A 15,797-nucleotide genomic window follows, 5' to 3' on the forward strand; every position below is an offset into this window, starting at 1 on the left:
TCTGATCGGGCCCGCGATGCTCTCCGTCCGTCGCAGGCCCGCCCAGTCCTCACACGATTCAGCCCATTTGCGGCTTTGAATCGACAAGTTCGACGGACCTTGCAGATCGCGCTGGATATGGGCGCTGAGCCGGGGTCCGCTGCCACGTTTGTGGCACCACGTTTTCAGGCCCTGCATTCATGGGCCAGATCGCAACTGAGACAATTTCTTGGCTCAGGGTACCCATGCCCAGGTGCCAAGCCGGAAGACGAAATTGGGTTTCAAGCAAGCCCGATGTGAGTGAAAGATGCTTCCGGTCGTTCCGGGGGCCAGCAGAAGGAATGCAGCATGAGTGCGATCGATCATGAGCCATTTCCCAAAGGTGCCCTCTACGCCGCGGGCAGCTTAATCTTGCTGTCGTTGGTGGCGGCCGGTGTGGGCCGCTATCAAAATCTAAATCCGCCGATTGATGCGGTGGTGGCGGCCCCCGTCCCCACTCAAATTTTGCGGATGCGCTTTTCCGATCAGGCCGATGGCTCAGTCATTGTGTTCAATGCAGATACCGGGAGCCGTATCGAATTGCTTAAACCGGGCGAGGATGCCTTTGTTCGGGCGGTGATGCGCGGCTTCGTGCGTGATCGGAAGCTACGCCATATCGGACCGGAGACCCCATTCGCGTTGAGCCTTTATGCCAATAAAAGATTGACCGTTTCAGATCCGACCACGGGCAAAGAGATTGATCTGCGGGCCTTTGGCCCAACCAACGAAGCCGCCTTTGCCCGCTTCCTGCCCCTGTCGGACACGCCTTAATGCCTGAGACGGTTCGTTCCATGTGTCAGATCAGGGTCCCATGATGGATTTGGCAAGCCTGACCATACCGATCGCGACCACGGTTTTTGCCTGGTGGTTTAGTACCGGCATCATCCTGTTGCTGGTGCGGCTGCCGCCTGCAACCTATGGCACAGCATTGGGATTGTTTGCGCTTGTGCTGGCCTTGGCTACTGGGGGAGTAATCGTGACAGCGCGCTTAGATACGCCCCTATCGGCGTATCTTGCCGCGGGATGTGCGTTGTGCATCTGGGGGTGGCATGAGGCGAGCTTCCTGATGGGCAAAATCACAGGACCGCGACCAGCCGCCTGCCCGACCAATGCGACGGGTTGGCGTCGGTTCAAATATGCAACTCTGACAGTTATCCATCATGAGGTCGCGATTTTTCTCACGCTTTTGGCCCTGATTGGATTGACTTGGGGACAGCCCAATCCTGTTGCCGCCTGGACATTTGGGGTCCTGTTCACGATGCGGATCAGCGCGAAACTCAATATCTTCCTTGGTGTGCCCAATCTGACAGATGAGTTTTTCCCACCCCATCTTGCTCATCTGAAAACCTATCTCCCCAAACGGCCGATGAATGCCCTCATGCCGATTTCGGTGATCGGCTCGCTGATCTTATGTGCATGGCTGATGGGTCAGGCCGACCGAGCCCCCGAAGGCTCTGCTATGGCCACTGGCTTTGTTTTGCTGTTTACCTTGACGGCCTTGGCCTTGCTTGAGCACTTCTTCATGATGTTGCCGGTTCAGGATGCGGCCCTTTGGCGATGGGCGGCACCGGGCAAGCCCGCTGCCAAGTCCGCTGCGGTCAAGCCAAAGCCGGACACGCCGGGAACACAAGCCTAGACCGAAAACAGGCGAGATCGCCTTGACGCAGCTTCCTCGAACATGACGATGATTTCAGTTTCTCTTGTTTCTATCCCAGCAAACACCGCCTTAGGAGATGCCACCATGTATGCAGAAGCAGCATCTGTGTGTGACCCACTGCGACCGGCAGTCCCAGACGAGCCGATCATTCCGGCTATTGGCGCGGATGGAACATTGTTTCCGATCGGCAAGCTCAAGGCCCATCAGGACGGAACACTACATCTGGCGATTTCGGTGTTTGTATTCTGTGGCAGCAGGCTACTGATCCAACAGCGCGCTGCATCTAAATACCATTGCGGCGGCCAATGGGCCAACACATGCTGTACCCACCCGCATTGGAACGAAAGCCTGGATGCGAGCGCGGCGCGACGTTTGCAAGAGGAATTGGGCTTGAACCTGACTTTGGTTCCCACCCAGGTTCTCGACTACCGCGCAGCGGTATCCGATGGCCTGATCGAGCATGAGCGCGTGCAAGTTTATCGGGCTGATGTGCCACAGCCCGATTTACCATTCCGCCTTGATCCCGACGAAGTTGCCGCTGTAGCCTGGGTTGAAGTTGAGGCCTTAAAGGCCGACGCGCGTACCAATCCCGATCGTTATGCGCCTTGGTTTATGATCTATTTGTCACGCTGGGACGAACTTAACCTTTAGACGCTGCCAAGCCCGCTGGCAGCGCCCTTAATCACCCAGATTGGCCAGTATTGCTGCCAAAGATTGCCGCACGACTTGCCGGGATTCAGTAACCGACAATTCCTGATCCATGCGCAGACCGCACCAATTCTGAAAACTAAGCATCATTTTTATGCTGCGACTTGCCAAGGCATCTTCAAGCACATGCGGCGGCAGAAGGTTTTCAATGGTGGCAAATTCCAGCTGCAAAGTCCGCCTATATTCCTCTGTCAAAAAGGCGGATCGGAAACGCTTGAAGCTAGCAGACAGCCTGAAAGGGCGAATCCGCTCAAAAATCGTTGTCCGGCGCTCAATGACATTGTCCAGCCGCTCTTTCCAGGTCGCCCCAAGCACGGGCTCACGCAACATCGGCATGACTTCGGCCACAACCCGCGCACTCACCTCCCGATACAGTGTATCCATATCGTCGAAATGGCGGAAAACCGATCGCAAACCAACACCGGCCACTTCCGCAACCCGCGCAGCACTGGGTGACAAATCGCCATCATTGACCAATTGCAGCACAGCCGCCACGATCTTGTCGCGGCTGGTTTGGCTGCGGGCTCGCCGTCCGTCTCCGGGCGCGTCAGAAACCAGCGCGACTATGGGTGGTGAAGCCTGTGACATGATCCCTGTGTTGCCGGAAAGTGATGAAATGGCAAGGCGCACCTCCAGTTAGACGTCTTGTCCGCCAGATATTGGCTTGATAAGTGTCAATTCCTGCAGCCAATAATCATTGTGCGGACAACCTGCGGAAGGATCGCGGATCGGGAGGTGGCATGTTGATATGGATGATTTGGGGTGTCGCTTTGGGCCTCTATCTCTCATTTCTCTTCTGGTATGAAAATTGGCGTGGACCTCTGAAGCCACAAGAGATCGACCGCTTTCTCGAAGCGGTTGGCCCTCGGCTGGAGGAATCAGGCAACAGCCGGGCTGTCTTGCGCGCCTTTCTGGAACAGGATGACGGTCGCGAATTCCACATGCTCAACGTGGTCAAGGCTGAGATGGGGCACGTTATCGATCCCCGGTCAGGCCGATCTGTCAAAGGTGTTACCTTATTGAACCGATACAGTCGGCGATTTCTGCCGATCCTGATCTCGCGCGGGGGCCTGCCTGCCATTGTTGGACGCAAAGTCGGCGGTTACATTGATGCTTGGAAGACGCCGAATGACCCAGGCTGGACCTTGTTTGGCCTGATGCGCTATCGCAGCCGCCGAGATCTTGTGGCTTTGGCAACCCATCCCGACTTCCTCGCTGCCCATCCAGAAAAGCAATTGGGAACCGCGGTGACCTTCTCTTTCCCGACCCAATCGATCCTTAGTCTCTATGCCGGACCGCGGGTGACGGCCTTTTTGGTCCTCGCCCTTGCAGCGGCTCTGACCCAAATCGGTCTTGGCGTTTAGGCCCGACTGCGCTTCGATAGACACGCCAGCGCCGACGGCACCTAAATTGAGATGAGAGTATTCAGGGAGGGCTTGAAGAGAGCCTGCGCCAAAACAACCCCATCTTAATCCTCAGCAGGAAAGTCCAACGCGCCGCCGTCCATCAGATCGAGATAGGCGACTTCGGGACCAACCACATGCGAACCATTCAGGCGTATGGCTTCGTCGGAACCGCGTCGGGTGATTTGCAGCGTTCGGCGGTGTGGCAAATGTAGGCGCGCCGACGCAACCAAAGGCCGACCTAACGTGAACCTACCGCTTGCCGGTTCAACTGGATAAAAGCCGAGTGTTGCGAACACATACCACGCACTCATTTGGCCACAATCATCATTGCCAATGATGCCGTTTGGTTGGTCAGAATAAAATTCACGCGCGATCCGCGCAACCATCGCCGGTCCCTTACGGGGTCGGTCGGAATAGGCATAAAGCCATGCGATGTGATGGCTGGGCTCGTTTCCATGGGCATATTGACCAATCATCGCCTCTTGCCCCAAATGCTTGTTATCACCGAGGGATGGCAACGAAAAGAACACGTCCAGCCAATCACCCAATTCCGTCGGCCCACCAAGCAAAGCGGCAAATCCATCCGCATCATGCAGGGCCGGTGTGGCGGTATATTGCCAAGCATTGGCTTCGGTATAATCACCAGGATTATTCATCGGCGATGTTGGCACCAAGGGGTCAAAGGGCGTGCGCCATGCTCCGGCCTGATCCTTGGCACGCATGGTCCGCGTGACGGGGTCAAACAACAAGCGATAGCCTTGGGAACGCTTAGCGAAACGTGCCGCGATATCCTCTTGTCCCAGCAACCGGGCCACCCGAACCACGGCATCATCGCCAATGCCGTATTCAAGGCTCTTGGACACAGCTTCGCCTGGGGCCAAATCGAACGGCACATAACCCAATCGCTCGTAAGCCGTCCAATCACGCTGCGCCCATGCCGGCGCGTCGGGACGCGGCCGGGTCGAGGTCTCGACCATGGCCCTCAAGGCTTGCTGGTGATCAAATCCCTTGAAGCCCTTGACCATTGCATCAGCAATCACGGGCAAAGCAGGATTGCCAATCATCGTCCAGGTTTCCTGCCCCCAAGCAGTCCATAGCGGCAAATAGCCCTGCTGGTCATGATGCTCGAGTAAGGTTTGAACCATGCCATCCACGCGTTCCGGCGCGACAAGGGTTAGCAATGGGTGCACCCCGCGAAATGTGTCCCAGAGCGACAAAGTGCTATAATAATGTCCTGTTTTGGTGGCGATAATCTGTCCGCGCGGACCTCTAACCCGCCCATCTACGTCCGCAATATCGCTGGGATGAATTAAGGTGCGATAGAGAGCGGAGTAAAAGATCCGCTTCTGACGCGCTCCCGCGCTGATCTCCACCCGGTCCAACAATTCTGACCAAGCCCGTCGCGCCGCTTGATGGACCGCCTCGAACCGCGGCGTGCCAAAAGCGGCCAGATTGGCCTTCGCCCCTGCGACATCAATTGTGGATAAAGCAATCCGAGCTTCCAAGGTTCGCGATGCGCCAAGGCCAAATTCCAACAATAGGCGGGGTGCCTTATCCCCTGGGCGAGGTGGCAGAGTTGTGATGCGACGAATGGGCCGATCAAACTGAACCACAAACGATGCTTGCCGCGTGACCCAATTCTTAGACCATATTGTGCCGCTAATCTCACCTCGGTCTGCTGCTTGTGCAACCTCGGAACGTTCAACGCGCGGCCCTTCGCCAAACAAGATGCCATGCTGGAGGTCCAGCAAAACTTGAGCACGTGTGCCTTTGAGGAAGCGGTAGCGTTGGATGGCTACGCGGGGCCCGGCGGTCAACTCCACCCGTACCTGATGGTCGGTCAATGTCACCGCATAATAGCCCGGACTGGCTTGTTCGCTTGCCTTGTCAAAGCCGCTGCGAAACTGAGTTGAACTTGAGGTCCAGCTTGTCCCGGCGCGGGGTTGCAGCAGCACATCGCCCAGCTCACCAATGCCTGCCCCGCTGATATGGGTATTTGAAAAGCCCATGATCGAGCGCGCTTGATACTGATAGCCGCTGGAATAGCTCCAGCCCCTGTCTGCCATATCAGGACCAGGCGCTACCATCCCAAATGGCACAACTGCGCCCGGAAACACATGCCCTGTGCCATCAGTGCCAATAAAGGGGTCAACAAAATCAACCGGCTTGAGCGTACGGGCTTGAACTGTTGATCCCAGCGCGTGGAGGAGAAGGAGAAGCATGGACAAGGACCACGCACTGGCACGATGGATCATGTTCAGTCTCTCCCCAAGAAAAACAAGAGTGACCTTTCAAGATTGGTACGCCAATAATCCCAATCATGCCCACCGGGAAGTTCTTCATAGACATGGGAAATACCCGCGTCCTGAAGCGCCATATGCAACGCCCGATTGGCTGAGATAAAGATATCGTCGACACCACAATCAAAACGCAGGCGCGGCAAGGGTCCTGTGGCCATGCGAATGGCTGTCAAAACATCAAGATCGACGGGGGCTTGGCTCCAACCCGTTGCCGTTTCTTCGATAATCGCGGTGAGATGATGTTGATGGGTGGCAGAGGAATGACCACTCACTGCGGCAAAACGGTCTGGATATTTGGCTCCAAGCCGCAGCGCTGCAAAGCCGCCCATGGAAAGACCTGCCAGGAAATGTGGGGAGGTCGCTGTACAAGCCGACGTTAGCCGGGCAGCTAAAGCAGGCATTTCGTCGACAATCCAAGCCTCTGGATTGTGGTCTTGATGTGGAAGATAGCCCGAGCCGTCGCCCCACAAGCCATCAGAAGGCATTAAAACCAGACAGGGTGGAATAGCCCCAACAGCGATCAGCCGTCTGATCGTGAGATGAGCCTGCCCTTTGGACGCCCAGGCCCAATGCGATCCATAGACGCCGTGCAGCAAAGTGACGATGGGTGCCTCGGAACATCCAGCGAGCTCGTCGGGAATATAGGCCGTAATGTCGCCACGGCGGCCCAGGGCCGAGCTTTTCACCGTGACCTGTACGAGCCCCTCGGTCTGCACAGGCATGGCGGCCTGCTCAAAGGTAGGGAACAAGATGCGCCCCCTCTTCGAAGACGACGACGCCTTTAGCAGTCCGCCCGCTTAACATATCGGAGATGGCCTCCCCAAGTTCGTCAAGAGCATAGGTGCGGGAAATCATGGCTGGCAAGTCGATGTCACCACAGGCGGCCCAGTCCATGAGGCGGGGGAAGTCGCGATCGGGATCGCAGCCTCCATAGAGCGGGGTGATATAGCGCTTATCCCACCAGAAATGCGGCATAATGGCTTCAACCGGACCATGCGCGCCGCTAACCTGAATGGCCGTACCGCCATTGCGAACAAGTCGTAACGGCACAAAGGCAAGGGCTGCCACACCCGTGGCTTCAAACGCAAAGTCCACACCGCGCCCGAGAGTCAGGGTTTTGACCGCTTCGATTTTCTCATGATGGTCGACATCATCGGGATTGACCAAAATGGCGTCCGTCGCGCCGAACTGAACCGCGCGCGCAAGACTTTCAGGCCGAATGTCGAGGGCAATAATGCGCCCAGCGCGCGCAAGGCGCGCACCCTGAATTACTGACAAACCAACCCCGCCGCACCCAAGCACAGCCACGCTGTCGCCTGGCTTTGGTTGGGCAATATTGAGTACAGAACCGACCCCGGTCATCACGCCACAGCCCAGAATACAGGCCTGCTGCAAGGGAATGTCATGACGAATCTTGGTCACGGCCGCGCGCCGAACCAGCGTATAATCAGCGAAAGTACCCAGATTGAAGGCACGCTCAATGGATTTGCCACGCCACAGCGTGTGCCCAATACCCGCACGGCTACTTCCATGAGCCACTGGATCAACCCCATGTGTGCGCTCACAGATATTGGCCTGACCTGCCTCGCAGCGGACACATTGGCCACAAGGTATAGCCCAGTTGAGAAGGACCGGGGTGCCCGGTGCCAAATCAGCCACCAGCGGCCCCACCGCTTCAACCCAACCCGCACCTTCATGCCCAGCTACCAACGGACCATCCCAAGACAAAGAAGCATGATCGGTATGGCAGATGCCAGCCGCCCCCATGACGATGCGAACTTCATCGCCGATCGGCGGACGCACCTCGATCTGGTCCAAGACAAAGCCACCCTTGCCGTCGGTAATCGCTGCACGACCGATCCGGGGTTCAATGGACGCTCTTTCCGTCATGTGGCGCGCTCAAAGATGATCGGATTTTTAGGTGTTGAGATCGGCTTCCCAATTTCTGCACCGGGGCACCAATGAGCCCAATCCGCCTCCTGCATGCCATTGGTTGGGGCTTGCAGCACCATATCGATATCCATGTAGATGATCGTCATCACGCTGCGCGGGGTTAAGGACGTATTGGCCCCGGCCTTGTGGAAGGTCCATCCGAGATGAAAGCTGACATCACCCAGATCGAATGGCTTTTGAATGAAGTCAAATTGCCGGGCCTCCATCATGGCAGTGATGGCCGCCTCGCTCTCGTCCGAGATGCCAAGGTCGCGACCAAAAGCCTCATGCTGACTGCCCGCGTAAAAGCTTAGCGGTCCCATGTCGAGCGGAACCGCCTGCAGGGGAACCCATGCCGTGACCGTGCGATCACTCGCCAAGGGCCAGTAGTATTGATCTGCGTGGGCGGGCGTTATGCCACCGCCGGGCTCTTTGTAGAGAGATTGGTCGTGATAGAGGCGCACGCCCCGCACATTTAGCAAATCCGCTGCCAGTCTTCCCAAGGTTTTGCCCAGGACAAAAGCCTTTACGCGCTCACTTTGCTCCCAGAGGTTCATGACTTGGAGGAAAGCTCTGTCATAGGTGGTGCGATCTTCCAAAGGCTTGGTCTGGGTCGACAATTCAATGGTCAATCTCGTGATGTCGCGACCATAGTCAGCCAAGACATCTGGAGGGAGCACGGACTTAAGATGGATGTACCCATCCTGCCCAAATTGTCGCTTTTGCGCTGCGGTCAAAGCATAGGGTCGATCCAAAACGGATACGGGCTCGAGCAATGTCGTCATGACAGGTGTCCTTATAGAGGTGAAACCGGCAGAGAGAGGATGAAAGCTGACACAGGCCCAAGACTGATGGCATGAGGCGTGATGCGGACTGCCCCGACGCTGATTTGAGGCTGTATGTCCGCTGGCAGCGACATATCGAGGCGATGCAATACCCCCGAGAAATTAAAGCCCGCCAGACAAGCACCATCCCCATGCACGCGCCGGAAAATCAGGCAAGCATCGTCCTCGTAAACCAGAGTGAAGTCGCCCAAACGCAGCGCCGGGCTAGCTTGCCGAAAGGCGATGACCCTGCGGGCATGGGATAAAACAGATCCTTGACGGCTATCTTGCTGATCACGGCTGAGATCACGATGGGCTGGAATTACTGGCAGCCAAGGTGTTTGAGTCGAAAAGCCCTGGTAGGGATCGTCACGGGTCCAGGGCATGATGGTCCGGCAGCCATCGCGGCCGGGGTTAGCGGGCCAATTGGCTTTCCCAAGGGGGTCAACTATGTCCTCAAATGCCAGATCGGCTTGGGTTAAGCCTAATTCTTCCCCTTGATAGAGGAAAATTGTTCCCCGTAGTGCGGCCAGTAAGGTCAACCCAAACCGAGCAATCTGGTCGGGCGGGGCGCTTAGCGCCCATCGGCTTGCTACCCGGATACAGTCGTGATTGCTCAAAGCCCATGATGGCCAAGCCGCTGTGCCGACCCCTTCGCACCAAGCCTGCATGGCCTGACGAAAGTGCGCCGGATCGCACCGGTCACTCAGAAGCTCAAACGAGTAAGCGGTATGGAGCCGCTGATCCCCGGCTGTATAGTCAATCATACGGGCTAGGTTATCGTCAGAGCCAATCTCCCCAACTGCGAACCGTCCTGGATATTGGTTCAACACGTCACGGATACGGCCCAAGAAAGCTAAATTCTCGGGCTGGCAGATATTGTAAATATGACGTTGCATGGTCGCTGGCGTATCACCCGGCTTGGGTGGATTGTCGCGCAGGGCTTTGTCGTGGAAATAATAATTCACGGTGTCGAGCCGAAAACCATCCACGCCGCGATCCAACCAGAAGCGGGCAATATCAAGAATTGCACTTTGAACCTGGGGGCAATGAAAATTGAGGTCCGGCATCTGCGGCAGGAAGTTATGCAGATAATACTGCCCGCGCCGGGGTTCCCATGTCCAAGTTCCACCGCCCATCCAGCTTTGCCAATTGGTCGGGCATGATCCATCTGGTCGGGGGTCGGCCCAGACATACCAGTCCGCACGCGGATTGGTGCGATCCTGGCGGCTTTCTTGAAACCAGGCGTGCTCAATCGCTGTATGGGACCACACTTGGTCGATGATAACTTTCAGGCCCAAATCATGGGCGCGCCGGACCAGGGCATCAAAGTCATTGAGTGTGCCGAACAAGGGATCAATCGCACAGTGATCGCTGACATCATAGCCGAAATCGCGCTGAGGCGAGGCAAACACAGGTGATAACCAAATCCCGTCGACGCCCAGTCCGGCGATATAATCCAAGCGGGCGGTTATGCCAGGCAAGTCACCGACACCATCGCCGTTGGAATCGGCAAAGCTGCGCGGGTAAATCTGATACAGGGTAGCCCCGCGCCACCACTGTGTTGCCGAAGATTCCATGACTCGCCGTCGTTTGGCTGGCTGAAACTCAATAATTGATTGGTCTGTAGTCTATCGAGCCAAGGCCATGGTCGGGATAGTTGATGCCATCACAAAGCTTGCGAAAAACTATCGTGATCTTACACGCCAAAGCTAAGGCCGCCCGTCGTTGGGCACCCCCTTCCCTGAAAGCATGCCCATTTTTTAGGCCCAAGCGCCCAAAGTTGCGCATGTTTTCGCACCAATGGCAGGGACAAAGCGAAAAGTTAATTTCACTAACGATTGTTATACGATTTCTACATCTTTCTATGGTGTGAACGTGGGAGCTATTGAAAAATTGGTTAGGAATTGCCGTGATTTGGCAGCGCAAGCATCACAATCGTCAGGCTGAGCGGGGAAATCTTGCCCTGATCACCGGGCTTGCGGCCATTCCTTTGTCTGTAATTGTCGTCATTGTTGTGGAAATGGCCGCTTTGGCCAATGAAAAAGCGTTGATGCAAGCGGCAGTGGATTCGGCTGCGCTGGCAGGGGCCCGCGAACTCTCTATCGCCGGCAGCAGCGCTCGTAATCCGTCTGAATTTGCTGCAAACTTTGCTTTCGAACAGGTGGCCGAACTGTCGCCGCGTATCCGCATGCGCTTTTCAGCCAGGCAAAATCCGAATGGTACGTTCGAAGTTATTGGGGAAGGCGTTCGCGGCTCATTCTTTGGAAATCTGGTGCCGCCAGGCGGCTTTGTCATCAATGTGCGCGCTATTGCCGAGACATTGAACCAGCAACCAATGTGCGTGTTGGCCATGCCAAAGATGAATGGCGACCTTCTTCGCGGTCTCCGCGCCCAATCAAACAGCAATATCGTTGCCAACAATTGTTTGGTCCACGCCAATGGCAATATAGTGACAGCAGGCGCAGCCCGGATTGTCGCCGGGACTATTCAAGCGACGCAAACGGCAAGTGGAACCGGCTACTCGCCAACTGCAAACAGCGGCGCGTTGGCGATCGGTGACCCATTCAGCAGCCGCCGAATTGAACGGGAAGATGCCTGCGAGAACAGCGAGGCCGACAAAACCTATAGCGGCACGACCACTGCAACGCTGACCGCCGGGGTGCATGAGGGTGGCATTACAGTAACCGGGAATGCCAAACTGGTTCTGGCACCGGGCGAACATTATTTCTGTGAGGATCTGGTTCTGAGCGGCTCTGGCATCCTAACCGGTGATAATGTCGTTTTGATCTTTGATGATGACTCGCTTCAAGCGACAGGCAATTCGCAAATTTCGCTTACCGGCCGAACCACGGGAGATTGGGCGGGCTTCTTGATGGTCGCTACGCGCGACACTGACGACACCATGCTGATTTCGTCGGCATTTGTCGACAAACTCTTGGGCACAATCTACCTGCCCAATGCGCCATTGGTCGTAAATGCAACCGGCACGGTTGCTGAAGACTCAAAATGGAGCGTGATTGTCGCCCGCAGGATCGAAATGGATCGCAACGCGCGCCTGGTAATCAACACTGATTATGCCGGATCGGGTGTGCCAGTGCCGATGGGCGTTGGCAATAATCTTCCCAATAACTCACCAACCCGACTACGGCAGTAGCGTCCACCCATTAAAGGTGGCTTTTCAGCTTTTTTACAAGCTGAGCGAGGTGCGAGATAAAGGTGCGCCTTGGTATGGGGGTCGACTGAATACATTCGATTTAAACGCCAAATTTTGTAGTGAAAAAACATTAACTTTGATCGTCCGATTCTTTGCTTTTTGCGGCGCAATACTCAGCTTATAGGGACATTCTCCCTGAATTCATTTCAATTTTAGCAAATCGCTTAGGCGGAACTTTATGCTCTCTCCTTAAAAAAGCACGGTCGGAATTGCGGCGCGCGTGTGGGGAAAGTCTATCCATGTCGGGGATCAGGAATCTGGCTGCGCTAGCCACGACAGGATCGACAAGCCGTGTGCTGAACCTGAATCTGGTCGCTAAGCGCTATCGCGACGACCCGATGCGCAAACAAGCCCCCCTATTCGTCGATGATCTGTTGAACCGATCGATTTTGGTAAAGCACCGTCTGCGGCGGGATGAAGCATATCTGTTGCCCGGTTCGACCACAGTGGCCACTAAAATCATCTTCCCACTCGATTTTGATGATCTCGAGCTGGGCGGTCGATCGATCTTTGTGAATCAGAAGGGCTATCGACAGGCCATTTGCGACCTTGTCGGTTATCGCGAGTTGGAACTAGAGCGGGATTTTGCGGTCCTGAGCATGCTCAACGATTTGCCATCGCTGGACCCTTTTCTGGTTCGCGAGCAATTGCGCCGCAATCACCACCAACCGGCTGAATGCTATTTTACCATCTCGCCGGCTGATACGTCGCGCATGCAGAGCTTCACCACAGCCGAGATGGCTCCGCTGATCCGCATGGCATTTGACAATGGTGGACGTGGTGGCGGGGCCGGTATGGTGTCGAAACTGGCAGATGCACTTCTGTCTGCCAATGCCGATACACGTTTGGACCCGCTGCGCGAAACCTTGGGCCTTCATGGCGACCAGTTCACCCAAGGCATCTTCAGCTGGAAGGGCTTTATCTATTACAAATGGCAATTCTCCGAAATGGTCCAAGGCCTGATCCGCGTCACGCAGGAAATGGACCAGATCAAGCCGGCTGGTCGGGGAGACCAGACCTCGCGGGAGGAAATCCGCCAGCTAAAGACCTCAATCCGCAAACGAATCCGAGAAGCTGCCCGCAATTGTAGCCGGGTTCTGGCCTTGTATGATGATGCGTTTGCCGATCTGGTACAGCGCGGCAATACAGCAGCTTTTCGCCGCTTTCTCTTGGAAGCGCCGTTGTTTTTCCTCGATCTTGGCCACTCTATGGGTGTGATTTCACATATCATCTCGTTCTGGAATTATCGCTTCAGACGGGGCGCAGACGAGACGCCATCGGCCGATGAATTGCGCGATATTCTGATCGAGTTTGAAACCGGCCTGGCCCCACGCCAAATATCAGGTCAGGCTTGGTAGCCAAAGATTGGACCGTTTCAGCGTTTGACCGGGTTAACAGGATTGACGTCGTAAGCCGCCAAAGTGGCCAAGGTAACAATCTCGGACACAGGCGCTGAGAGCGAACAAATTTGCACCGGATGACGCAAGCCAACCATCATCGGACCCAACACCGTAGCTCCGCCCAGGAATTCCACCAAATCTGTAGAAATCCGTGCCGAGTGAATAGCCGGCATAACCAGCACATTGGCCGGCCCGGACAAGCGTGAGAAGGGATAGAGGCGATGGGAATCGGTGCTCAGCGCCACACCCACTGACATTTCGCCCTCATATTCAAAATCAATCTCTTCCATCCGGTCGAGAATGGCAGCTGCCTCGCGGCATTTTTCCGAACGCTCCCCCATGGGTCGGCCAAATGTCGAATAAGCAACAAAAGCCACGCGCGGGGTAAAGCCCAGGCGCTTGGCTGCCCCAGCCGCCTGAATGGCAATGCGCGCAAGGTCTTCGGCATTGGGCATTTCGGTGACGCTGGTATCGGCAACAAATATGGTGCGGCCTTTAGAAATTAGGACTGACAGGCCGATCGGTTTCGTTCGCGCGACCGCATCAATGGCCAGCATAACCTCACCCAAGGCTTGATTGGTGGTCCGGGTTGTCCCCGTCACCATGCCATCCGCGTCCCCCATCGCCACCATTGTGGCGGCAAACACGTTGCGATCCTGATTGATCAGGCGCTGACAATCGCGCAACAAATAGCCGCGCCTTTGTAGGCGCTTATAGAGGTAGTCGGTATAATCGACATTACGATCCGACAGCCGCGCATTAAAGATCTGCAAGCCTGAATCCTCAGGCACACCCACCAGTGCTTTATTGCGACGAACCTGCTCTTCCCGCCCGATCAGGATGGCCTTGCCCATTTCCAACTGTTCAAACTGATAGGCTGCCCGGATCACGGCAGGGTCTTCGCCTTCGGCAAACACGATGGTTTTCGGGTTTGCGCGGACATTTTCCTGCAGGCTTTGCAGCAGGGAGGCGGTCGGGTCTAGGCGCTGGGCCAGACGGTCCCGATAAGCCCCCATATCCTCAATTGGCTTGCGCGCCACGCCCGTATCCATCGCGGCCTGCGCCACCGCTGGTGGAATGGCTGCAATCAAGCGGGGGTCAAAGGGGGTGGGAATAATATAGCCCGGGCCAAACTTTAGCTGGCGACCATGATAAGCCGCCATCACTTCGTCGGGCACATCTTCGCGTGCCAATTCGGCAAGGGCCCGCGCAGCTGCCAGCTTCATTTCTTCATTGATTGTCCGGGCGCGCACATCCAAAGCACCACGGAAGATATAGGGAAAGCCCAGAACATTGTTGACCTGATTGGCATAGTCGGACCGACCAGTCGCAATAATGGCATCGCCACGGACTTCAATGATTTCCTCTGGGCGGATCTCAGGATCTGGGTTCGCCATCGCGAAGATAATCGGATTGGGAGCCATGCTGGCCACCATGGCTTGGGTCACCGCGCCCTTGGCCGACAAACCGAGGAAGCAATCTGCCCCCTTCATTGCTTCTTCCAATGTCCGAAGCGGCGTATCAACCGCATGGGCGGACTTGAATTGGTCCATACCCTTTTCCCGTCCGCGATAGACCACACCATCACGGTCACAGACGATGACATTCTGATGGGGAACACCCATGGTCTTGATCAGCGAGATGCAGGACAGCCCTGCCGCACCAGCCCCCGAGACCACCACTTTTAAGTCCTTGAAGTCACGCCCCGTGATGGCGCATGCATTGATCAAGCCTGCTGCCGCAATGATCGCCGTCCCATGCTGATCATCATGGAAGACCGGAATGTCGCACAATTCCTTCAATCGGCTTTCGATGATGAAACATTCCGGACTCTTGATATCTTCCAGATTAATGCCGCCAAAGCTGGGCGAAATATTGCGGACAGTTTGAATGATGTCTTCAGAATCTGTGGAATCAAGCTCAATGTCGATCGAATCAATATCGGCAAATCGCTTGAACAAGACCGACTTGCCTTCCATGACCGGCTTGGATGCCAATGCGCCCAGATTGCCCAGACCGAGGATCGCAGTGCCGTTGGAGATAACAGCAACCAGATTGCCCTTTGACGTGTAGTCATAGGCAGTGTCAGGCTCTTTCGCGATGGCCAACACAGGCACCGCAACGCCTGGCGAATAGGCCAGCGATAAATCCCGCTGGGTTGCCATCGGCTTGGATGCAACAACCGATATTTTCCCCGGCGTCGGCAAGCTGTGGAAATCAAGGGCTTCCTGGTCCGTGAAGGTCTTGCGTTCGCTGCTCATCAGAAAAACTGTCCCTCGCTGTGCGATTTCTTCCTTGCTAGACCGGGCCGGGAGCCGGATCAACGTGTGTCTAC

General features: G+C 55.9%; 13 protein-coding genes. 6 read left to right on the forward strand and 7 right to left on the reverse strand.

Going from position 1 to position 15,797, the window contains the following annotated elements; translation table 11 throughout:
- The first annotated feature begins 327 nt into the window (after window positions 1–327).
- The 3 genes from puhC to idi are packed head-to-tail and all read left to right on the forward strand — an operon-like array spanning window position 328 to window position 2,326.
- Window positions 328–789 (forward strand): photosynthetic complex assembly protein PuhC, encoded by a 462-nt coding sequence (gene puhC, locus PbB2_RS02575; protein WP_108983704.1) that lies wholly within the window; start codon window positions 328–330, stop codon window positions 787–789.
- Window positions 790–829: 40 nt separating this feature from the next.
- On the forward strand, window positions 830–1,654 hold the full coding sequence (puhE, locus tag PbB2_RS02580) for a putative photosynthetic complex assembly protein PuhE (protein ID WP_108983705.1): 825 nt from the start codon (window positions 830–832) through the stop codon (window positions 1,652–1,654).
- A gap of 42 nt (window positions 1,655–1,696) precedes the next feature.
- A complete protein-coding gene (gene idi / locus PbB2_RS02585) occupies window positions 1,697–2,326 on the forward strand; it encodes an isopentenyl-diphosphate Delta-isomerase (RefSeq protein ID WP_238164813.1) in 630 nt (209 codons plus the stop codon).
- Window positions 2,327–2,353: 27 nt separating this feature from the next.
- Here the strand turns inward: idi and PbB2_RS02590 are convergent, their stop codons facing one another.
- Window positions 2,354–2,971, reverse strand: a complete 618-nt coding sequence (locus tag PbB2_RS02590; protein ID WP_238164814.1) for a TetR/AcrR family transcriptional regulator — start codon at window positions 2,969–2,971, stop codon at window positions 2,354–2,356.
- Between the two features lie 152 nt (window positions 2,972–3,123).
- Between PbB2_RS02590 and PbB2_RS02595 the strand changes: the two genes are divergently transcribed.
- A complete protein-coding gene (locus PbB2_RS02595; RefSeq protein WP_133245688.1) occupies window positions 3,124–3,747 on the forward strand; it encodes a hypothetical protein in 624 nt (207 codons plus the stop codon).
- Between the two features lie 104 nt (window positions 3,748–3,851).
- Here the strand turns inward: PbB2_RS02595 and PbB2_RS02600 are convergent, their stop codons facing one another.
- From PbB2_RS02600 to PbB2_RS02620, 5 genes are read right to left on the reverse strand one after another with little or no spacing between them, the layout of a single operon-like run.
- Window positions 3,852–6,044 (reverse strand): GH92 family glycosyl hydrolase, encoded by a 2,193-nt coding sequence (locus tag PbB2_RS02600; protein WP_108983707.1) that lies wholly within the window; start codon window positions 6,042–6,044, stop codon window positions 3,852–3,854.
- A 2-nt stretch (window positions 6,045–6,046) separates the two neighbouring features.
- A complete protein-coding gene (locus tag PbB2_RS02605) occupies window positions 6,047–6,838 on the reverse strand; it encodes an alpha/beta hydrolase (RefSeq protein ID WP_238164815.1) in 792 nt (263 codons plus the stop codon).
- A complete protein-coding gene (locus tag PbB2_RS02610) occupies window positions 6,822–7,979 on the reverse strand; it encodes an alcohol dehydrogenase catalytic domain-containing protein (RefSeq protein WP_108983709.1) in 1,158 nt (385 codons plus the stop codon). The genes PbB2_RS02605 and PbB2_RS02610 overlap by 17 nt, the downstream gene beginning before the upstream one ends.
- Entirely contained in the window at window positions 7,976–8,806 is an 831-nt protein-coding gene (locus PbB2_RS02615; RefSeq protein WP_108983710.1) for a phytanoyl-CoA dioxygenase family protein, read from the reverse strand. Before PbB2_RS02615 ends, PbB2_RS02610 begins: the two co-directional genes overlap by 4 nt.
- Window positions 8,807–8,817: 11 nt before the next feature.
- Complete coding sequence (locus PbB2_RS02620) at window positions 8,818–10,425, reverse strand: alpha-amylase family glycosyl hydrolase (protein ID WP_108983711.1); 1,608 nt, start codon at window positions 10,423–10,425, stop codon at window positions 8,818–8,820.
- A gap of 308 nt (window positions 10,426–10,733) precedes the next feature.
- On the opposite strand from PbB2_RS02620, the gene PbB2_RS02630 reads away from it, so the two are divergent.
- Window positions 10,734–12,002, forward strand: coding sequence for a TadE/TadG family type IV pilus assembly protein (locus PbB2_RS02630; RefSeq protein WP_108983713.1), 1,269 nt, complete (start codon window positions 10,734–10,736; stop codon window positions 12,000–12,002).
- Between the two features lie 299 nt (window positions 12,003–12,301).
- Entirely contained in the window at window positions 12,302–13,420 is a 1,119-nt protein-coding gene (locus PbB2_RS02635) for a hypothetical protein (RefSeq protein ID WP_108983714.1), read from the forward strand.
- A 17-nt stretch (window positions 13,421–13,437) separates the two neighbouring features.
- On the opposite strand, the gene PbB2_RS02640 is transcribed toward PbB2_RS02635, so the two are convergent.
- Window positions 13,438–15,723 (reverse strand): NADP-dependent malic enzyme, encoded by a 2,286-nt coding sequence (locus PbB2_RS02640; RefSeq protein WP_108983715.1) that lies wholly within the window; start codon window positions 15,721–15,723, stop codon window positions 13,438–13,440.
- Between the last annotated feature and the right edge of the window lie 74 nt (window positions 15,724–15,797).

It is taken from the genome of Candidatus Phycosocius bacilliformis, from assembly GCF_003112735.1.
Taxonomy (GTDB): domain Bacteria; phylum Pseudomonadota; class Alphaproteobacteria; order Caulobacterales; family Aquidulcibacteraceae; genus Aquidulcibacter; species Aquidulcibacter bacilliformis.